The organism is Psychrobacter sp. ER1 (assembly GCF_048631835.1).
Taxonomy (GTDB): domain Bacteria; phylum Pseudomonadota; class Gammaproteobacteria; order Pseudomonadales; family Moraxellaceae; genus Psychrobacter.
In genome coordinates this window covers 1,939,952-1,958,631 of record NZ_CP184640.1, presented here as the reverse complement: position 1 = coordinate 1,958,631, position 18,680 = coordinate 1,939,952, and the positions used below count along the sequence as shown (strand labels likewise).

21 protein-coding genes, 1 tRNA gene, 2 pseudogenes and 2 other annotated features are annotated in these 18,680 nt (G+C 40.7%); of the genes and pseudogenes, 12 read left to right on the top strand and 12 right to left on the bottom strand.

Annotated elements, in window-relative coordinates; genetic code table 11:
• Positions 1–7 precede the first annotated feature (7 nt).
• The 6 genes from ACOBWA_RS08995 to ACOBWA_RS08970 form a co-directional block, all read right to left on the bottom strand.
• Complete coding sequence (locus ACOBWA_RS08995; protein WP_420229120.1) at positions 8–217, bottom strand: hypothetical protein; 210 nt, start codon at positions 215–217, stop codon at positions 8–10.
• Positions 192–587, bottom strand: coding sequence for a DEAD/DEAH box helicase (locus ACOBWA_RS08990; RefSeq protein ID WP_420230752.1), 396 nt, complete (start codon positions 585–587; stop codon positions 192–194). The genes ACOBWA_RS08995 and ACOBWA_RS08990 overlap by 26 nt, the downstream gene beginning before the upstream one ends.
• 8 nt (positions 588–595) lie before the next feature.
• Positions 596–1,003 (bottom strand): hypothetical protein, encoded by a 408-nt coding sequence (locus tag ACOBWA_RS08985; RefSeq protein ID WP_420230795.1) that lies wholly within the window; start codon positions 1,001–1,003, stop codon positions 596–598.
• Complete coding sequence (locus tag ACOBWA_RS08980) at positions 922–1,371, bottom strand: hypothetical protein (protein ID WP_420229119.1); 450 nt, start codon at positions 1,369–1,371, stop codon at positions 922–924. The genes ACOBWA_RS08985 and ACOBWA_RS08980 overlap by 82 nt, the downstream gene beginning before the upstream one ends.
• A gap of 79 nt (positions 1,372–1,450) precedes the next feature.
• Positions 1,451–2,377, bottom strand: coding sequence for a phospholipase D-like domain-containing protein (locus ACOBWA_RS08975; protein ID WP_420229118.1), 927 nt, complete (start codon positions 2,375–2,377; stop codon positions 1,451–1,453).
• A gap of 165 nt (positions 2,378–2,542) precedes the next feature.
• Positions 2,543–3,761, bottom strand: a protein-coding gene (locus ACOBWA_RS08970) for an IS3 family transposase (protein WP_420229117.1) whose coding sequence is annotated in 2 segments (ribosomal slippage) — positions 2,543–3,482 and positions 3,481–3,761 — 1,221 coding nt in all. Because the reading frame shifts where the segments join, the coding sequence is not laid out codon by codon here.
• Positions 3,371–3,486 (bottom strand) — a sequence feature (AL1L pseudoknot). Its footprint overlaps the gene before it by 116 nt.
• 369 nt (positions 3,762–4,130) lie before the next feature.
• On the opposite strand from ACOBWA_RS08970, the pseudogene ACOBWA_RS08965 reads away from it, so the two are divergent.
• The 7 genes and pseudogenes from ACOBWA_RS08965 to ACOBWA_RS08935 all read left to right on the top strand — a co-directional run.
• Positions 4,131–4,657, top strand: a pseudogene (locus ACOBWA_RS08965) (IS3 family transposase); the annotation flags it as partial.
• Positions 4,406–4,522: a sequence feature (AL1L pseudoknot), on the top strand. Its footprint overlaps the pseudogene before it by 117 nt.
• Positions 4,658–5,145: 488 nt before the next feature.
• Positions 5,146–6,060 (top strand): WG repeat-containing protein, encoded by a 915-nt coding sequence (locus ACOBWA_RS08960; protein ID WP_420230751.1) that lies wholly within the window; start codon positions 5,146–5,148, stop codon positions 6,058–6,060.
• Positions 6,061–6,234: 174 nt separating this feature from the next.
• Complete coding sequence (locus ACOBWA_RS08955; RefSeq protein ID WP_420229116.1) at positions 6,235–6,756, top strand: hypothetical protein; 522 nt, start codon at positions 6,235–6,237, stop codon at positions 6,754–6,756.
• A 460-nt stretch (positions 6,757–7,216) separates the two neighbouring features.
• Positions 7,217–7,987, top strand: a complete 771-nt coding sequence (locus ACOBWA_RS08950) for a WG repeat-containing protein (RefSeq protein WP_420229115.1) — start codon at positions 7,217–7,219, stop codon at positions 7,985–7,987.
• 161 nt (positions 7,988–8,148) lie between these two features.
• Positions 8,149–8,619 carry a hypothetical protein gene (locus ACOBWA_RS08945; protein WP_420229114.1) on the top strand — a complete coding sequence of 157 codons (471 nt, stop codon included), beginning with the start codon at positions 8,149–8,151 and terminating at the stop codon, positions 8,617–8,619.
• Positions 8,620–8,683: 64 nt separating this feature from the next.
• Positions 8,684–9,292, top strand: coding sequence for a hypothetical protein (locus ACOBWA_RS08940; protein WP_420229113.1), 609 nt, complete (start codon positions 8,684–8,686; stop codon positions 9,290–9,292).
• Between the two features lie 143 nt (positions 9,293–9,435).
• Positions 9,436–10,110 (top strand): hypothetical protein, encoded by a 675-nt coding sequence (locus ACOBWA_RS08935; RefSeq protein ID WP_420229112.1) that lies wholly within the window; start codon positions 9,436–9,438, stop codon positions 10,108–10,110.
• Between the two features lie 88 nt (positions 10,111–10,198).
• Here ACOBWA_RS08935 and ACOBWA_RS08930 read toward each other — a convergent pair whose 3' ends face one another.
• The 4 genes and pseudogenes from ACOBWA_RS08930 to ACOBWA_RS08915 form a co-directional block, all read right to left on the bottom strand.
• Positions 10,199–10,516 (bottom strand): hypothetical protein, encoded by a 318-nt coding sequence (locus ACOBWA_RS08930; RefSeq protein ID WP_420229111.1) that lies wholly within the window; start codon positions 10,514–10,516, stop codon positions 10,199–10,201.
• A 10-nt stretch (positions 10,517–10,526) separates the two neighbouring features.
• Positions 10,527–10,820 (bottom strand): hypothetical protein, encoded by a 294-nt coding sequence (locus tag ACOBWA_RS08925; RefSeq protein ID WP_420229110.1) that lies wholly within the window; start codon positions 10,818–10,820, stop codon positions 10,527–10,529.
• Positions 10,817–12,060, bottom strand: a pseudogene (locus tag ACOBWA_RS08920) (Arm DNA-binding domain-containing protein). Before ACOBWA_RS08920 ends, ACOBWA_RS08925 begins: the two are co-directional and overlap by 4 nt.
• 26 nt (positions 12,061–12,086) lie before the next feature.
• Entirely contained in the window at positions 12,087–12,302 is a 216-nt protein-coding gene (locus ACOBWA_RS08915) for a hypothetical protein (protein ID WP_021815097.1), read from the bottom strand.
• 188 nt (positions 12,303–12,490) lie between these two features.
• On the opposite strand from ACOBWA_RS08915, the gene ACOBWA_RS08910 reads away from it, so the two are divergent.
• Complete coding sequence (locus ACOBWA_RS08910) at positions 12,491–12,658, top strand: helix-turn-helix domain-containing protein (protein ID WP_240990752.1); 168 nt, start codon at positions 12,491–12,493, stop codon at positions 12,656–12,658.
• A 474-nt stretch (positions 12,659–13,132) separates the two neighbouring features.
• Here ACOBWA_RS08910 and ACOBWA_RS08905 read toward each other — a convergent pair.
• Positions 13,133–13,207, bottom strand: a tRNA-Gly gene (locus ACOBWA_RS08905).
• A gap of 259 nt (positions 13,208–13,466) precedes the next feature.
• On the opposite strand from ACOBWA_RS08905, the gene ACOBWA_RS08900 reads away from it, so the two are divergent.
• The 4 genes from ACOBWA_RS08900 (at position 13,467) to ACOBWA_RS08885 (ending at position 17,729) form a co-directional block, all read left to right on the top strand.
• Positions 13,467–14,594 (top strand): thiamine pyrophosphate-binding protein, encoded by a 1,128-nt coding sequence (locus ACOBWA_RS08900; RefSeq protein ID WP_420229109.1) that lies wholly within the window; start codon positions 13,467–13,469, stop codon positions 14,592–14,594.
• Between the two features lie 14 nt (positions 14,595–14,608).
• Complete coding sequence (locus ACOBWA_RS08895) at positions 14,609–15,136, top strand: thiamine pyrophosphate-dependent enzyme (RefSeq protein WP_420230750.1); 528 nt, start codon at positions 14,609–14,611, stop codon at positions 15,134–15,136.
• Between the two features lie 188 nt (positions 15,137–15,324).
• The gene (locus ACOBWA_RS08890; protein ID WP_224737711.1) at positions 15,325–15,660 is read left to right on the top strand and encodes a GlpM family protein; all 336 of its coding nucleotides are present in this window, start codon (positions 15,325–15,327) and stop codon (positions 15,658–15,660) included.
• 278 nt (positions 15,661–15,938) lie between these two features.
• Positions 15,939–17,729 carry a potassium/proton antiporter gene (locus tag ACOBWA_RS08885; protein WP_420229108.1) on the top strand — a complete coding sequence of 597 codons (1,791 nt, stop codon included), beginning with the start codon at positions 15,939–15,941 and terminating at the stop codon, positions 17,727–17,729.
• A 16-nt stretch (positions 17,730–17,745) separates the two neighbouring features.
• Here the strand turns inward: ACOBWA_RS08885 and ACOBWA_RS08880 are convergent, their stop codons facing one another.
• Positions 17,746–18,648, bottom strand: coding sequence for a LysR family transcriptional regulator (locus tag ACOBWA_RS08880; RefSeq protein WP_227522927.1), 903 nt, complete (start codon positions 18,646–18,648; stop codon positions 17,746–17,748).
• Positions 18,649–18,680 lie beyond the last annotated feature (32 nt).

The window sequence follows — 18,680 nt, the reverse complement described above, 5'->3', positions numbered from 1 at the left end:
CTCTTACTCACTTAACAATAAAGTCATCTGATTTTGCATCAATTTTAGCTCGAATTTCTTCAATTTTTTTCTGGTTGCTTTGACCTGTAATACTTGCTTCCATAGCATAAATAGTTTTTGAAAGATTAATAAGTAATTTGCTATTTTCAGCCCCATAGTATTTAGCTAAAAACTCATCCTCTATCATAGTATTAATTTTTCGTGATGAAATAGACATAGTTATCTCCTTTTTCCTTGTAATAAATCTCCAATCTTACCAAGAAGTTCGACCGCACCGTTTTGTTCTGTGCCATTTTTTGAAAATTGAAGAAAAACTGTATACGTGTGGCTTCAGATTTTAATAGGTTTTTAAAATCATCATCCATAACAGCATTAGACATAGAGGGCATGACAATAAAATCATGAATACTAGCCTCGTTTTTACCCTTGTCTTTTCTTAATACTCGCCCAAGTCGTTGTGTCCACTGTTTTTTAGTAGTGTTGCTAGCAAGAATGTAGGCAGTCTGCGTTTGCGGTACGTTAAATCCCTCATCTAATACCCGCTTAGAAGTTAATACTTGTATTCTACCTTGATTATATTCATCAATAATTTGCTTTAAAGTAGTGTTATTAGCGGTTTCATGACTGGTAATCTGATGAAAATTAACATGTTTTTATTTAGAATATCGTTTATAAGTTCAAGTTGCTCTGGTTGTTTATCACTACAAAAGACTAAAGTATTTGTAATATTAGAGCCTTTAGAGGGAAGACATCGCTCAAAGCTGAATATCTTGTTTTCTGCAGTTTCAATAATTTTACGTCGTTTGATACAAAGCCTTGACCAATTTTGAAATTCGATACTATCTTTACTAGCATTGACTGCAAAAGACAGCCGTCTTATTTTCTGGGTTAACTCGTAAAAATTATCTTCTTCTTCTGCCGTTAGGTTAATAATATGAGCATAATAATCAAATGGAACAAGGCATTTACCAATCGCTTTATCAAGTGGAAAATCATAAACCACATCACCAAAGTACTGTAATAAAAATTCAGAACCTTCATCATCATATTGGCGTATCGGTGTTGCTGAAAGACCGATCTTAAAATCAAAAAATCTGGCGGATTTTCTATAAAACCAGTACTACCAAGGTTATGAACCTCGTCTGCAATTAGTAATGTACTAAACGAACTCGAGTACTTCTCAATTTTAGACATTAATTCGGATTTAAGAGCATTATGGCTGATAATCAAAACTTCAACATGAGAGGAGTTGAATTTGAGATTCTTGCAAGTCCGATCAATTGTGCTTAACTTATTTTTAGAGCCGTTAATGTTATTAAGGTTCACAGCTTTTGAGCCAAATAATGCCACTTCACTTTCCCATTGAGCCATTAAGGCTTTTGTAGGAACAGCAATAACGACTAATAGATTTTTAAGGATTTACTTAGTAGGGTGGCGGTAGTTAATGAGGTCAGTGTTTTGCCCCGCCCGTTGCTATAGACAGTATGCCCTTATTGTCATTCGCAAACCAAGCGTCTATTGCTTCTCCTTGATGAGCATAATCACCTGTACGATAGTCTAGCCAAGCAGGAGTAGACAGTGTATCAGGCCTATAGTCTGATAAAAGGCTCTTGAGGTTTGAGGTATAATCCTCAGTTTGCATATATTCGGATTCCTGTTGCTGCTTAAGGGCTTGGCGTAACGCATTTGTCAAATGTTGTATAGTATATTTGGCGGAGACTTGGATAGATGAAAATTGGAGCAATAAAGCTCGCAATACATCTAAGCTTAAGTTGCCACAAGTAATGTTGGGATAATTATTCTCCCACAATAGATCAAAGTCTTGGCGCAATTTTTGACAGATATGCAATGACTGCTTACTCTTCAACGTAGAATCAACGCTTAAATATTCAAAGTTTCTGACTAGGCCACTTTCAGTATGATTACTTGATCCTTGAACTATTATTTCACTACCATCACTTTGAGGAATTAACCAGCACTTAACATGAAACAGTCCTGATTCTGGTAGGGCAATTTTAAGCTGAATTTTATCTAGCTTAATAAGATAAGCCAGAGCATGAAAGGTCGATTGGCTTAAGTTATCTTGATTCAAAATAAATTCAGTTATATCCTCGTGATATACATTACCTTCATACAAATTGATAAGGGTATTAATATCTTCTTTCGATAAATTCGGACTGACAATTAAGCGCATCTGATGATTAACATCTGACTGCAAGTAGTAAAGAAGTGACCGGGCTATGGCTCGAAAGGAAGAGCTATTAAAATAACCTATCATACAATCATAACCGACTGCATTTTTTATAACAGGTAAAAATAATTCTCTGTCCAAATTATGCTCAAATGGATTAAAAATAGCTGTTTTTAGCGATATCATAGAAGCTATTCCATAAACTATATACTGACTAGATGTTTCGTCAAAAATAATCTATTGTTTTATATTTATATCAAAAGTTACCCAGTTACTATAACACTAGCACTTAATTTTTCAGCAACATTTGAGTGAACCGCCCCGACTTTATCGGAGAGTGATTTACTTGAGTCAGGCAGCGATGCCTGACAGGGTTAAATTATCATAATACCGCTTTTCAAATTCAAAAGGTGACACATAACCAATCGTGCTATGCAGTCGTGTTTTGTTAAACCAATCGACCCATTCAAGGGTTGCTAGTTCAACATCGTTCACACCAGACCAGCTCTCTTTCAAATAATGAATGACCTCAGACTTATAAAGCCCGTTGACCGTCTCAGCCAGTGCATTGTCGTATGAATCACCTGTAGTGCCAACAGAGGCAATCACACCGCAGTCAGCCATTTTATCAGTATAGCGAATGGATAAATACTGAACCCCTCGATCACTGTGATGAATCACATCTTTGGGATAGTTTCTATCTGCTATTGCTTGATTTAACGCCGCCATCACCATATCTGTGTTCATACGATTAGATACTTTCCAGCCCACAATAGCGCGAGCAAACACATCAATAATAAAAGCGGTATACACCCAGCCGCTTATCGTCTTGATATAAGTAAAGTCTGCCACCCAAAGCTGGTTAGGGCGATGAGCGCTAAAGTTACGATTAACTAGGTCATCAGCACGCTTTTGATCATCACGGCTGTGAGTTGTTATTTTACCCTTACCGCGCCAGACACCTTGTAAGCCATGCTGTCTCATTAAACGCTCTATGGTACAACGAGCAACCTTTAACCCGTCAGCTTTCATCTGCTGCCATACTTTACGCGCACCGTAACGGCATTTGCTGTCCTGCCAGATACGTTTAATCTCGCTGATGTAAAAGTCGTCATGTTGACTGCGCAGTGAGCGTTTTTCAGGGTAGCTCTCCAAGTCTTTAGCACGGTGATAGGTTGATGGGGCAATCGGTAATACTCTACAGATCAGCTCGACCCCATAATTATTCTTATGATCGTCGATGAATTGAATCATGATTTTAGTCAGCGGTCGAGCTCCGCCTGGGCGAAAAAGCGGCAGCCTTACGTATGATCTCATTGGCTTGCTTGAGCTCTCTGCATTCGCGTTCAAGCTCCTTGATGCGCTCTTTATCACTTTGCGCTTGCACCGATGCAGGAATAGTTTGATCGATGTGCTTTTTATGCCACGACCGCAGGGTTTCAGGCGTACAGCCAATCTTAGGGGCAATGGCTTGAATCGCTGACCAGGTGGAGGGATAGTCGCCCGACGCTTCAATCAGCATACGAACGGCGCGTTCTTTAATCTCAGGAGTGTAGGTTTGTTTTTTCATTGTCGTATTCTCTCAGAATGTTGAGTCTCCGACAATCCCGGGGCGGTTCAGAGCTTGCAATAATTGATATGCAAGCAGATACACGCTCTAACAACAATTAGTTTTATATTTTATAAGCAATCAAAAGTTTATACTCTAAAATGCAGTGTTTATCAAGATAATTGTCGTCATAAGTTGAATTAATCAGCTCATAAACTATGATATTTCGCTCATTAGTAGTGTGTAAACAGTGTCAACCACAAAAATGCCCCCTGCCGTACATCCCGTAGACCTAAACTTGAAAGCTTTTAATTATCTAGTTTAACGATAGTAATTAAACTAAACCGCCCCGGGGTTGTCGAATATTCAACATTTTGAGAGAATATGACAATGAAGAGACAAACTTACACTCCTGAGATTGGAGAGCGCGCCGTTCGTATGCTGATAGAAGCGGCAGGCGACTAACCCTCCACATGGTTAGCTATTTAAGCCATAGCATCAAAGATTGGCTGTACGCCTGAGCCCCTTCGATCATGGCATAAAAAATACATTGATCAAACCATTCCCGCCTCAGTGCAGGCTCAAAGTGACAAAGAGCGCATCAAAAAGCTTTAATGCAAAAATAAAGAGCTTAAGTAAGCTAACAAAATTATACGTAAGGCTACCGCTTTTTTTGCCCAAGCGGAGCTCGACCGCCTACCCAGATAATGGTTCAGTTTATTGATGACTATAGATGTAGTTATGGGATCGAGCTTATCTGCCGAAGACTACCGATTGCACCGTCAACGTACTATCATGTTAAAGCCCATCGTCCTAATCAGCTGTGAGTTGCAGATTTTACTTATATCAAAACGACTGGCGGCTGGGTCTATGCTACTTTTATCATTGATGTATTCGCCTGCGCTAATGTCGGTTGGATTGAACAGATGCTACATACTGTTGCTAAAGAAACTGGACAAAAAATGCCGCGTTATATTAAGCCAAATGCTAATAATGATTTTAGTGATAAAGCTACGAATAATTCTACAGTCTAAATACCCATTTGATATCTACTAATAGTGAGAAGCATCAAAAGTTATACTGTGATTTTAGCTTCGTGAATAACAGTCATCTAAATAAAGTTTTCTCTTAATTCGTAGTGAAGCCATAGTAAATCCTTACAAAGCATAAAAAAGGACACAGCGATTAAGTTGTGTCCTTTTTGTGCCTTTAGATTCTCCAAGATTATTTAAAATTACTATATCTCATAACATATATATTGATTATTGAAATAAAGTTGACTACTATTGTTTATTAAATATAGTGATATCTATAGGCTGTATTTCATAGATATATTTGTGGATTACAGAGAGCGTGTATACCTTATAAATGAGATTTAAATGAAAAAAACAATAGAAAAGTGGCAATGATATTGGGTCTATGTACAGTGTTTGGCACAGGTAGTGCAACCGCTGGCTTACAAGCTTTTGAATCAGAGAATACGGAGCAACCTCAGTGTGGCTACAAAGATGACAGAGGAAAAGTCATCGTACCTGCAAAATATTACAGCTGTGGTGGTTTCTCTGAAGGTATGGCTCGTGTCGCGATCATGAAAATGGGAATGGTCAAAGGCTATGACGGCGGTGAGGACTACGAAGACTATCTGTACTGGCAAGGCTATATTAACGAAGCGGGTAAATTAGTCATACCTGTTGAGCATCAAGCACCGATGACTGGTGGCTATTACATTGATTTCCGAGATTTCCAAGAAGGGATGGTAGCCGCATACAAAGACGGTAAATATGGCTATATGAATAAGGTAGGGAAAATGACCGTACCTTACTTATATCAGAGTGCCGGTGATTTTAATGATGGGCTAGCAGTGGTGAGTAAAAATGATAAATTTGGAGCAATTGATAAAACAGGTAAAACAGTCGTACCGTTTAAATTTAACTGGCTAGATGACTATTCAGAAGGATTGGCCAGATATAACACATCTACATTGGGTGATGAAGATAGCAAAACAGGTTTTGTAGACACCTCTGGCAAAACAGTGATAGCAGCCAAATGGGATGAGGCAATGGAGTTCTCAGAAGGACTGTCTGCTGTCAAGATTGGAGACTATAGAAGTGGTAAGTGGGGCGTCATCGATAAAACAGGCAAGGTCATTGTCTCACCAAAATATGATATGGCTTATATGGAGCTAATGGGGGATGCCGTAGATGTCGATGGTGGTCGCTATGAAAATGGGAAGCTCGATGTCTATAACCTAAATACTAAAAGCGTTAATGCTTATGATAACGGCTATGACAGTATCACGCGCTATACATTAGACCGCTAAGGGAAAGTGCTTTCTAAAAAACCTACATGGACTGGAATGAGATAGACCAAGAGCGCTATCCGCAAAACGATCAGTAATTTCTCACATCTATTCTTAAAAATGCATACTTACTGACATCTGAAAGTGAGCCGCGTAAAAAGTACTCAATTTATTTAAATTTATAGGAAAAATTTCATGTTTAAAAGGACAAGCCTGCTACTAGCAGCATCGATGATTATCTTAGGTCTATCCTCTACGGGTAATGCAGCACCTAAAACAAAATATGGTGTCACAGTGGTTGAATGTGATTTTGATTATGAGGACGAGAAATTTTGCACAGACAGTCGTTTGAAAAGCTATGCAACCGTTATGAAAGAGCGCAAGCCTAACTTCAATGGTAATCAGATTATCTATATCTTTGAGACCAATGTCACAGGGTACGTCAACAAAAAACCTTATCGTTTGGTTGTGATTGACCCTGCTAAGAAGACAGTAGTGCCTTTTCGTTATTCATTATCAGCTGCAGCTGACGATGAAGGAAAGGCGGTAGTCGTTAACAATAAAGGCGATACTATACATTACGATTTTAATCTTAAATCCAACCGTTTTTGTTTCTCTGGCAATATCGATGCTTACAGAAATTCCTACGGCTATCAAGACGGGCCTTTTTGTTTTAAATATGATAAGACTGAGCAAGACTTGGTGAGAGAGTATTAGGTTTTTTTATATACATCATCCAGATCAAAGGCTGTACTTCAATTCAGCCTTTGCATACTGCTGAATCTAAAGATGGTAGTTATATGACTTCAGGAGTTTATAACTTTTACACCTAGAAAGACTATTAATCACAATATCAGAAATTATTATCAAATATTTATATTAACCCCAAATTTCTAAGTATCCCTACCTAAAGGACTGTTGCATTGAAACGTATCTATCTACCCTTAGTTTTTAGCCTTCTCGCCATATCAGGATGCAGTGACAAAAATAATGCTGAAGTGACGCCATCGTTAGTAAGTGAAAAAAAGCAGTCGATAGTGCTGAAGTCGAGAATGATAAAAAAGAAGAAAAATGCGTTGTACCTGACGTAGAAGTTTATGACAAAGTCGGTTGCTTAAGAGACGGACTTGCAGGGGTAATTAAGCAGAGCGACGATCAATATGATAAAGCTAATAGAGTGGGTTATATCGATAAAGACGGACAATTGATTATTCCATTTCAGTTTGATGCGATAGTAGCAGGAGAGGGTGGAGAGTCGTTAGATTTCAATGACTTTTCAGAAGGGTTAGCTGCCATAAGTAAAAACGATAAATATGGTTTTATTGATACAAAGGGAAAAGTTCTTATAGAACCAAAGTACGACTGGGCAAGCAGTTTCTCTAACGGACTTGCCGTTGTGAGTGCTGAAGGTCTATATGGTGCTATTGATAAACAGGGTAAAACCGTTATCCCATTTGAATACCAAGCTTTAGCTGATTTCCATGATGGATTCGCCACAGCAGCTCGTCCAGCTAAGGACCCGGAAGATTATGAAAGTAAATATGGACTGATTAATAAACAGAATGAGGTGGTCATACCCTTTATGTATGAAAGTATGGGCAACTTAAGTGAGTCGCTTATCGCCGTGAAGAAAGACGGTAAATGGGGTTACGTTGATACCACTAACAAATCGATTATTACAATAAATTTAGCATATGAAATGGTCAATGATTTCTCAGATGGGTTGGCTGCTGTCTTTAGTTATGAAGAGAACAGTGACAATCTTGAATACGGCTATATCGATAAGACAGGTAAGATTGTAATCCCCATGCAGTTTACCAAGGCTTATTGGGATGATACTGAAGGCCTAATAGATTTTAATAACGGTATTGCTGTCGTTAACGATAAAGAAGGCCGTACCTTCTGCATTGATAAAAGGGTAAGGAGACTCAATGCCCAGATGGTATAGGCGGTACTGATAATCAACTCGATGATGAGGGTGATAACTTAGATGAGGAAGCTTTAGAAGCGAAGAGTTCTGATGCACCGCAATTTATCACAATAACCGATTATCTGGCTTTAAAACCTAATGAAAATTGGACATGGGATAAATTAGCGGCACTACCTAATGTGCAAGAGTGGCGAGTAAAAAGCCCGATTAAAGAGGAAGGTAGTTCTGAAAGTTCGATCTATTCTATTAATGCAGGTTTAAGTGATACCAGTTGGATGAATGCTTATGGCACCAAAGCTCAGCCAAATATGGTTGTACTTGGCTCAGGTCAGGGCGTCATAGAAGACAGTTCTCTTGAAGGAGTTTATGAGCTTAGTGATTTTTTTAATCAACAAGACCTGACCCGTATTCCTTCTAACTGCGATGTTGATTCACGCTTTGTCCAAAAGTTTTATAAATGGCAAAAGAAAGGATTTCAACCTTTATATATGTATGACGTAACAATGCCTGGGAACTCTGGGAGTGAGACGGAGTTTGGTATTGCGAAAAATTTAGAGGAATTTTTTAAGCCTGAATATGAAGGTTCGTACTTAGGGTTACAAAGTATGGATAGTAACTATGACGAAGTTATTTGTACCTTTAAGCAATGATATCTCATAAATGAGCGGTACTCTAACTTCTAAAAGTATAATTAATAAACCAAAGGATTGAAAAATGACTCTTAATCTTAAACTAGCTATCGCTACTGTCAGTGCTGTGACATTATTGTCAGGCTGCGCTGAAAGCCAGACCTTTGGCCAAGGGGTAAACACCGTGCTCAATAGTACGGTACAAGATATTCAAACGGCTCTGATGGGCACAAGCAGTACTACTAACACTACTAAAGGCTCTACCGGTCAATCAGCCAATAATAGGGCGGATTGGACACCCTATCTGCGTTCAATGCAAGCTGGATGTAAGATACCTGATTTAGAGCAGATACCAAGTCAGTATCGATCGTCAATTGGATCTATACAGAGACAAGGTGATCCAAATCGTGAAGGTGAAGATGTGACCATGACTTATAATTTAGTGAATGCCACTGCTTTTGGTTATTCATTACAAAAGATTGAGCAACTGCAAGGCTATGAGTGGGGGCATGTTCGTCTCTACTTTAAAGATAGTAGCTTCACCGCGTTACGCTCACAGTTTAAACCGCCACAAAATGGCAGTTACGATAAGCTCGAGAGAAGCGATGCTAGTGGCTATCAATTTGGGAGTGAAATGGGTGCAGTAGTAATGACGTTTGATATGCAAAATCGCAGCATAACCTGCGCTTATTAGGTAAAGTGTTCGCCAAACGAGCTTTTCTTAATGTCTTTGAGAGAGCTGTTTTAAATGAGAGAGTCTGGGACGTTCAAATAAAGAATATTATTTGAATGATGATTTATAGTAAGACTCTGGTCAATACTAATTGAGAAATAATTATGAATAAATACCTATTGGCATCACTATTTTTGGTACCGACGTTAAGCTTTGCAAGTAATTTTTCTGAAGTTTTTGATACACGCCCAGTGATACCAACCGTCGAAAAAATGCGTAACAATACTTGGACGTGGAAAAACTTTGCTAATTTGCCAAATATGGGAAAATTAGAACGGGATAGCGAGAATAAAAATCGTTATACAATGACGCAAACTATTCGTGAAGATAACCCTCAGACCACGATTACTTTTTACGGTAGTAAAGAGCGTCCAGAAGTTGCCGTAATAGAATCTCGTACATGGGGGGCGGGCAATACCCAGAGCTCAAAATTCGTTAGACTGGATAAACTAAAAGGTAATATGCCATTAAAAAATAACTGTAATTTTAAAGATGTCTCTACTAGCGACAGAGATGATGACGTTGAAACAGGAGCATCAGTAGACTTTCAACAAGCTTATATGATGCCAAAAAATATCGCCTCGCTTTCTCCTGCTAAAAACGACTTATATTTAGCTAGCTCACAGATTGAGAGCTATGTGGTAACAAGCACATTTCAAACCCAAGTTTACACTATGTCTATAGTCACTCCTGAAAAAAATAAATTGGGTCAGTTTATTAATAAATATGGCTGGGACACCAATAGCAAAGGCAAAAAGATAACTTGTAATGTAAGTTAATTAATCCCAATAAATGTCGAAATCTTGTATTTATCAAGGTGAAAAAGCCAGGCAACCTAAGCTGCCTGGCTTTGATATCTATAACAACTTATCTATGATAATTTTCCCGCCACAAAGCATGCTCACATACCTCACAGCACCAATTATCTTTTGCCCGCATATATGGAATGTCCGCTGGTATCTGTAAAGGACACAAATAACCACAGTACTCACAAAGTACATCGTCTAAATAAGCAAAACACTCACCGATTGTCTCGAATAGTACTTGTACGCTAATCTCATACTTCTCACAGGTGGTTTCTACATGTGCGATATAATCACTTTCGTTATCATATGCCCAGTAATCCTCACAGATTCTTATATCTCGCGCATTTTGCGTCATATTCGGCTGAAGCTTTACACTCATCACATTCTCCTTAGTAGCCGCCATAGCCAGACTGCGGTAATAGCTCGTAAAGCTCGCTCTGAAGCTGACAACGCATATCCTCAATCACATAGTCAAGATTGGCATCTAAGCGCTTCTGTACCCACACACGCATCGCCATATCGTTAGTAAAGCAGCGCTTTACTCCTAAGAAGCGTGCGAGGTTATGACCCGATGAAACATATAACTCACGCATCAGTACATTAGCAATCTCATTCGCATCTGCACTGATTGCGCCATCAGGTTTAAACTTAGCAAACAGCTCTTCATAATTGATAATTGTCATTGTGACGTCTCCTTGTCTGTTTGTGCACTCGTAGCTGTTTCTTCAGTTTCAAAGCTATTTGATGCACTGGTCAGCTTCTCTTTGCTCGCTAATAGCAAGTTATCCATTGCTGAGCCATCCTGTCGGGTGATATCAGGCACATAGCGGCTATACACCCGAAACAGCATCTCCGTACTACTGTGACCCATCTGCCGAGCTATCCACTCAGGGTTCTCACCAGCAGCGAGCCAAAGCGTCGCTGCGGTATGCCGAGTCTGATAAGCACGCCTATGTTTCAGACCGAGTAGGGCAAGCGTAGGCTTCCATACCCGCCTGTTCACATTACGGTACTCCATCGGATTGCCTTGTGAATTGCAAAATACAAACTCTGACTTACCAAAGGTACGTGCCTTCTGCTCTAGTAGGGCGTCATAGACCAACTGCGACATCGCAATATCACGTTGTGAGCCTAATGTCTTTGTCGGACCCATCTCACCGTTTACTAACGCACCACGGATACTGATTTCACGCCGATCGAAGTTAACGCAGTCCCACTTAAGCCCATCGATCTCACTGGTACGCATCCCGGTGAAGAAGCGAATGGTGTAGTAGGGCTTATAGTCCGCGCGCACATGCTTTAAAATCAGCCATACCTCACTCAATGTAAACGGGTTTACATCCGGACGAGCTTGCTTGAGATTCTTAATATTTTTATAAGGCATCTCAAACTCATGGCGATCTGACGCTTCTTCTAGTATCATACGAAGAAGTATCATGATCTGATTGATTCGTGCTACTGACAGACTTGACTGACCATCTTTACCGTAACGAACTTTGGCGAGAGAGCTACGGAAGGTCAGCAAGTCTGGTTTTTTATGGTATGTACTGCTTTACCACCAAACTCAGGCAACAAGTACTTATCAAGAATAATCTTTATTTTTTGCCGATAGCTTGGCCGCCATTCAATCTTCTTCTCCTCATACCAAATCTCTGAAAACTGCCTAAAGGTAGGGTTGCGACTGATACAAGCTTCCGCTCTATCAGCCAGTGCATTCATTTCTTGTGCTCGTTCACTCTTTGGGAAGTAAGTAGCGTAGTCAAAGATACCTAGGGTGATTTCAGCTTCCATTTTTTCGATAATTTTAGCCAGCTTCTTTCGATTAGCTGGAGTGTCTGTGAGATTAGTCGTCTCACGGCAACGCATATTCATATATCGAAAATCTACGAATAGCTTGCCACGTCTCGATCTTATTGACGCCATTATTTGACTCCTTGTTTAAATAAAATTTACTGTAAAGCCATACCGTTGATGGCACTCATAACCGGCTTGCACATATCCTCTTCAATACGCTCCCAAACGTACAAAATCTTGCGACCGCCAAAAGGACGAATGTAATGGATATTTTCAATCAAAACAGTGTCCTTAAGTTGGTTACGGATAGTACGTGCATCGTATTTGATACGATCGGCTAATTCTTGAGTAGTGAGATAAGTCTGTGACATAATAGTTCTCCAGTCAGTATTAAATAGTTTTTAATAAACACTTTGTTGTTGCCAACGAGTACTATATTATCAGAAAAGTAGTCATTGGCAAGTACTTTTTACTTACCAATAAGGAATTTATTGTGATTTCATGTAACTTACCTGTTCTTTTGGCAGAAAGAAGGTTGCGTGTGGCAGATTTAGTGAGAATGACAGATATCAGTAAATCGACGCTGCATAGGATCTATAACGATGATACGACTAGAATTGAGTTCGATACTTTGAGCAAGCTATGTAATGTATTAGAAGTAACGCCAGGGGATATTTTGAAATACGTTCCAGATGAACTTGGTGAGGACGACTCTTTAGAAGAGTAAATTAACTATCGCTATAGTTGATAGGAAATTTCTAGCTAAAGGTCTACTTAGAGCCAAAAAATACTTACGAAGCTTAATAAATTTTTTATTGTTAGGTTGTAGTCATGGCTTTTTAAGTGAAGACCAATAGTAAATACTATAAATTTGAAACGTATTTCCAAAAACTAGGCATCTGAGAAACACGTTTTTTCCTGAATTGAGGTTGGGTTCAAAAGTCAGCATAGTGGCAAATTTACTAGGTTAGGTATCATGATGATTTTTGAACCAAAAATAGCTAGGTTGTGGTCAGATACGCATACGCAGTTTTAGGGCAGGGCACGGTTTGGGCACCAAATGGGCACCGCACCGAAAATGGGCTTTTTGATTGAGTAGCTAGACTTAACTGAATTAGAAAAGATATTTCGAGAATTTCTCTATAAGCCCCGAAAATTAGACAAAAAAAGCCTCACTGTTAAGTGAGGCTTTTAAGCTATTTGGAGCGGGAAAAGAGATTCGAACTCTCGACCCCAACCTTGGCAAGGTTATGCTCTACCACTGAGCTATTCCCGCTAATTATCAATTAACTATCGTCAGTTGATGAAGGCGTATTATACGCAGTTTTTTTAGGTGTCAACACCTATGACGAAAAAAATTAAAGTTATTAAAATAGGCATGTCTTCTGGTCATGGATATATGTTATAACGGTTTATTATAATATGTATTCCAAAAGCTTTGTAGTACATAAATAAGCTGGGACGCACTTTATAATTTAATCATAATTACATTCACAATTATCAATACTTACAAAGATAAGTCATAAGGATAAAAAATGAGTCAACAATATACCATCGCTGATTATTTGTTTGATCGTGTCGCAGAAGCGGGCGCATCTGAGATATTTGGCGTACCTGGTGATTTTAACTTAACTTTTTTGGATAACGTTCTCGCCTCTGAAAAGCTGCGCTGGGTAGGCAACACAAATGAGCTAAATGCTGGCTATGCTGCGGATGGATACGCACGTGAGCGTGGGTTTGCCGCCATGGTGACAACCTTTGGCGTAGGCGAGCTGTCAGCGATCAACGCGACCGCAGGTTCTTTTGCTGAGTATGCGCCGGTATTGCATATCGTAGGTGCACCAAGCACAGCGCTACAAGACTCAAAGCGCCGTATTCATCATTCGCTTGGTGATGGTGTATTCAACCATTTTATTAAGATGGTCGAGCCAGTGACGGTAGCACGAGCGCAGCTTACTCCTGAAAATGCTGCCTCAGAAATTGATAGAGTAATTCGCTTAATTCTCAAAAAGCATCGTCCAGGTTACTTACTATTATCACCAGACGTCGCGCGTCAGCCTATCTATCCACCGACGACCAAGCTGATCGATAGCCAAGAAAACATTACTAGCCAAGCCGCATTGTCGGATTTCAAGCAAGCCTTAACCGAGTTTTTGCCAAACAAGACCACGACGCTAATGGCAGATTTGATGGTGCATCGTTTGGGGTTACAATCACAGCTCAAAGCGTTGATCGCTGATACGGATATTCCTTATACCACGCTATCTTGGGGTAAGACGCTGCTTGATGAGAATAGCGATCGTTGGGCAGGCACTTATGCGGGTGTTGCCTCACGTCCAATTGTCAAAGATGCGGTAGAAAACTGCGAATGCCTTATCAAAGTAGGGGTGCAATATACTGACACTACTACCGCAGGGTTTAGTCAAGATATCAATGAAGATGTAGTCGTAGACTTGCATTATGAGCGTGCTTCTATCAGTGGTAGGAACTTTGCACCGATTGCGCTAAAAGATGCGTTACAAGCCCTACATGAAGTGATGACCTCTGGCATTAACATCGTGCCAAAGCCTTTCTGTGAAGAAGTTAAGCCGCACGAACAAAAGGTAAAGACAGTGAGGCTATCCGCCAAGATGACCTATGGCATATTATTGCTGACCGTTTAGATCACAATAACTTGGTGTTTTCTGAACAAGGGACTGCCTATTTTGGTATCAGTGATGTGCGCCTGCCAGAAGGGGTGACGTCATATGGGCAGCCGATGTGGGGATCAATTGGCTACACGTTACCTGCCAGCTTGGGCGCGGCAATCGCATCGCCAGATAAGCGCAGTGTGTTATTGATTGGTGATGGTTCAGCATTGCTAACTGTCCAAGAGTTGGCGGTCATGATTCAAGAGCGCATCAATCCTGTGATCGTCTTAATTAACAATGACGGCTATACGGTAGAGCGCGCGATTCATGGCGAAAACCAATACTATAATGATATTCCTAAATGCGATTGGCAAATCATGCCGCGAGCGTTTGGCGCGACAGAAGAAAATAGCGTATTACTCAAAGCAGAGACAGCAGGCGAGCTAAAATCTGCTTTCGACAAAGCTGCTGCGACTACCGATAAGCTTATAATGATTGAGGTGATTGCAGACAAGCATGACATCCCACCATTGCTAGCAGACATCAGCGCGGCACTAAAGCCAAAAAAGGATTAAGCAATTCGTAAAAGCTTACTGAATAGAAGTGACAACCCCATTTAGCAAAGTAGCTAGATGGGGTTTTTTGCATTTTTATCATACGGATCAATTAATCAGTGATTGCTCTTATATCAGTTTACAGACTTTAGTATCATGGCGGATTAGGCTACGTTCAGCCTTTATAGTCAACAGGAGATAGACCCGTCGTGATTTGGTTAAAAATGCTTATCGGCGCATTGATGGTACTGGCGATTCAAATGTTCGCCCAAACCCGATTTTTCTATTTGGCGGCTCTTGCGCCACTATTCCCCACCTTTACGTTAATCAGTCACTTTATCGTTGGTACTGAGCGCAGTCCTGCTGATTTAAAGGTCGCGTTGATATTCAGTATGCTTGGTGTCATACCGCATTTGATTTATACCTTTGTGGTGTTCTTTAGCATCAGTTATATGAGTTTATATAAAGCATTGCTATTAGGTGTGGTCGCTTGGACGGTTGCGGCTGCGATTCTGGTACTGACATGGCAATACATTCAGGGTTAAGTAGTATTAAGGCGTAAACTCTTTTAGCCTAGCAATGGCATTTTGTGTGCTTCACTTTAATATTTGAGTGTTTTCTCTTGAGGTGTTTTTATTGATTTAGTATTGGCTGCTAGTTCTGATGGTGATGCTAATATCATCATAAGTAATTGTCATTCATATTTTGAATAACGGCCGCTTATGATAGGCTCACTGGTGTAATATCTACTAACAGCAAGATAACGAAAAACCCATCGCAATCAATTACTATTCTTAATAATAAAAAATAGGGCTCAAAAACAATGGATACCTTAAATATCCTGTATCTCGTAGGCGCATTATTAATTTTCGCCAGTATCATGGCGAGTACATTATCAGCGCGCTTAGGCGTACCATTGTTGTTGCTGTTTTTGATAGTGGGTATGTTGGCAGGCGAGCAGGGTATCTTGGGTATTGAGTTCTCTCAATATGCGCTAGCCAATTTTGTTGGGCAGGCAGCCTTAGCTTGTATCTTGCTAGATGGTGGTTTACGTACGTCCTTTAAATCGTTTCGGGTCGGTTTAAAACCTGCGATTACCTTGGCTACTTGGGGCGTACTGGTCACGGTTTTGGTGCTAGGGGTATTTGTCACTTGGCTGCTCGAGGTCGATTGGCGATTTGGTTTGCTGATGGCTGCGATTGTCGGCTCTACCGATGCCGCTGCCGTATTTTCTCTATTACGTAATGGCGGTGTCAAGCTTAACGACCGTGTACAAGCCACGCTTGAACTTGAGTCTGGTGCCAACGATCCCTTGGCTATTTTATTAGTCACTGGTTTGATTGCGCTAAATGTTGATCCTGCTGGTCAGACAGTATTCGGCTTTTTAGTTTTATTGCTACAGCAGCTGAGCTTTGGGCTAGGGATGGGCTTGTTATTCGGTTATTTCTTATCCCGATTATTGCCCAAGGTACATTTGGCAGAAGGTATGTACGCCATTTTAATTCTCTCCGCTGGCTTGGCTGTGTTCGCCGCGACCAATCTTATTGGCGGCAGTGGATTTTTGGCGGTATACCTCACTGGTGTGCTAATCGGTAATCATAAGGTACGTTCAACAGAGCATGTCATGCGAGTGATGGACAGCTTTGCTTGGCTGTCGCAGGCGGTGCTTTTCGTAGTATTGGGACTATTGGTCACTCCGTCAAACGTCCTCAATGTCTGGCATTATTCGGTTGCAATCGCGCTCTTTATGATCTTTGTCGCGCGTCCTATTGCCGTCTATACCAGTGTCAAACCTTTCAAATTTAAAGACAGAGAGATTGGGTTTATCTCTTGGGTCGGGTTGCGCGGTGCAGTGCCTATTACTTTGGCGATTTTACCAGTCATGGCTGGTATAGATAATGCCTTTATGCTGTTTGATATTGCCTTTGGCGTCGTGGTTCTGTCGTTGATTTTGCAAGGCACAACCATCCCGACGATGGCCAATCTGTTTAAGGTACGTATTCCAACCAATAAAGACCCCAAAGAAGAGCATGAGGTCTGGGTGTCGGATAAGGCCAGTATCACGCTGTATGAGTTTGAGGCAAAGTCGGGCGCATTTGCCATTGGGCGTCATCCTATGGGTATCTCCAAAGGTATCAATCCAGATGAAATCAGTGTCTTTGCGCTAGTCCGTAATCAGCAAATCGTAGTAGTCGATGACAATACAAAGCTAAAATTCGGCGACAGTGTCTGGTATGCGATGAGAGGTAATCACGCGAGCAAAATCGCCAAGATTTTCAATGACACGACACTAGATCGCAAAGCTATCGATGATTTCTATGGCGATTGGTTGCTATCACCGAGTGTTAAGCTTGGTAATTTGCCGTTTTTTACAGGAATCATGGCATCTGAGGCATTGGTAAAAACACTGAAAACGTCCGATGAAGACAGCGCAAAAAACATGTGGGAGCAGACGGTGGCCGAGTACGTAAAATCACATTTAGGTACCGCGCCAGTGTCGGGCGATACCGTTGTGGTGAGTGACGAGTGGTCATTGGTCATCAAGGAAGTCGATGACAAAGGGAAGCTAAGAACCATTGGTCTAAAGTACCAACAACCGTCTGCAATAGTGTAATAAACCTAGTGGTATCTTATAATAAGTTCATCATTTTATTCAAAAAGTCAGCCGCTTGTTTAGGCTGATTTTCTCGATATGCCCAATGGTGCTCGACATCATAGCTTGCCTCATCAGGCAGTAGTATTTTCATCAGGCCCATACCCTCATAACGCTTCGCTAAATCACGCGGCAAGTAGCCAACATGGTGACCTGCAAGGATAAGCTGGGCTGTCGCCTCCATATGATAAGTAGTCGCGCTTAATGTCTTGGGGCGAATATGATTGATATGATGCTCTACCACATAGCCTCTTTTTATCCACGGATAGTTCTGTTCTAAATCATCAAAAGTTAATCCGTCTGAGTTGTAAAATAATCTATGTTCGCGTCCACAGCAGACCACTTGTTTTTCAACAAATGCTGGCTTAAAGGTCAGTAAAGGTGGAAAGCTGCCAAAATAACCCACGCCAATGTCACTCTCGTTACTTAAGAGCTTTTCTAACATGCTCTCAGGACTTTGTACGTCGATAGAAAAGTGTATTAACGGGTTATTACGGTAGCTGTTGGCTAGACGTTGTCTAAGTGCATCATAAAAAAACTTGGGCATCTGATCAATCAAGCAAAGCCTGATGTGCCCGCCGTGAACTGAGTCTAATTGTTTAATATAATGCAGCTGATGTTGAAAGCTGGCGACTGATTCGGTAAAGCCCAAACATGCCTCATACACCGCCGCACCGTCCTCCGTGAGTTTGAATCCTGCTCGACCACGATGACATAGCGTCATGCCTAAGCGGTCTTCTAAATGCGTCAAATGCCCACTGATCACAGAAGTAGTGACATTCAAACGCGACTGCGCGGCCGTCACGCCTTGGCATTCTACGATAGCCATAAAGCTGCGTAGTGTTTTGATGTCTATCTTTATCAGTTCATCCAATATCAAAAGCGGCTCCTTATTTATTAAATCAATATCAC

Excerpts from the sequence above, each read along its gene's own strand:
- ACOBWA_RS08940 (WP_420229113.1), top strand. The coding sequence starts at position 8,684 with ATGACTCTTAATCTTAAACTAGCTATCGCTACTGTCAGTGCTGTGACA.
- ACOBWA_RS08935 (WP_420229112.1), top strand. The coding sequence starts at position 9,436 with ATGAATAAATACCTATTGGCATCACTATTTTTGGTACCGACGTTAAGC.
- ACOBWA_RS08995 (WP_420229120.1), bottom strand. The coding sequence starts at position 217 with ATGTCTATTTCATCACGAAAAATTAATACTATGATAGAGGATGAGTTT.
- ACOBWA_RS08960 (WP_420230751.1), top strand. The coding sequence starts at position 5,146 with ATGATATTGGGTCTATGTACAGTGTTTGGCACAGGTAGTGCAACCGCT.
- ACOBWA_RS08975 (WP_420229118.1), bottom strand. The coding sequence starts at position 2,377 with ATGATATCGCTAAAAACAGCTATTTTTAATCCATTTGAGCATAATTTG.
- ACOBWA_RS08955 (WP_420229116.1), top strand. The coding sequence starts at position 6,235 with ATGTTTAAAAGGACAAGCCTGCTACTAGCAGCATCGATGATTATCTTA.
- ACOBWA_RS08925 (WP_420229110.1), bottom strand. The coding sequence starts at position 10,820 with ATGACAATTATCAATTATGAAGAGCTGTTTGCTAAGTTTAAACCTGAT.
- ACOBWA_RS08900 (WP_420229109.1), top strand. The coding sequence starts at position 13,467 with ATGAGTCAACAATATACCATCGCTGATTATTTGTTTGATCGTGTCGCA.
- ACOBWA_RS08910 (WP_240990752.1), top strand. The coding sequence starts at position 12,491 with ATGACAGATATCAGTAAATCGACGCTGCATAGGATCTATAACGATGAT.
- ACOBWA_RS08915 (WP_021815097.1), bottom strand. The coding sequence starts at position 12,302 with ATGTCACAGACTTATCTCACTACTCAAGAATTAGCCGATCGTATCAAA.
- ACOBWA_RS08885 (WP_420229108.1), top strand. The coding sequence starts at position 15,939 with ATGGATACCTTAAATATCCTGTATCTCGTAGGCGCATTATTAATTTTC.
- ACOBWA_RS08930 (WP_420229111.1), bottom strand. The coding sequence starts at position 10,516 with ATGAGTGTAAAGCTTCAGCCGAATATGACGCAAAATGCGCGAGATATA.
- ACOBWA_RS08980 (WP_420229119.1), bottom strand. The coding sequence starts at position 1,371 with ATGGCTCAATGGGAAAGTGAAGTGGCATTATTTGGCTCAAAAGCTGTG.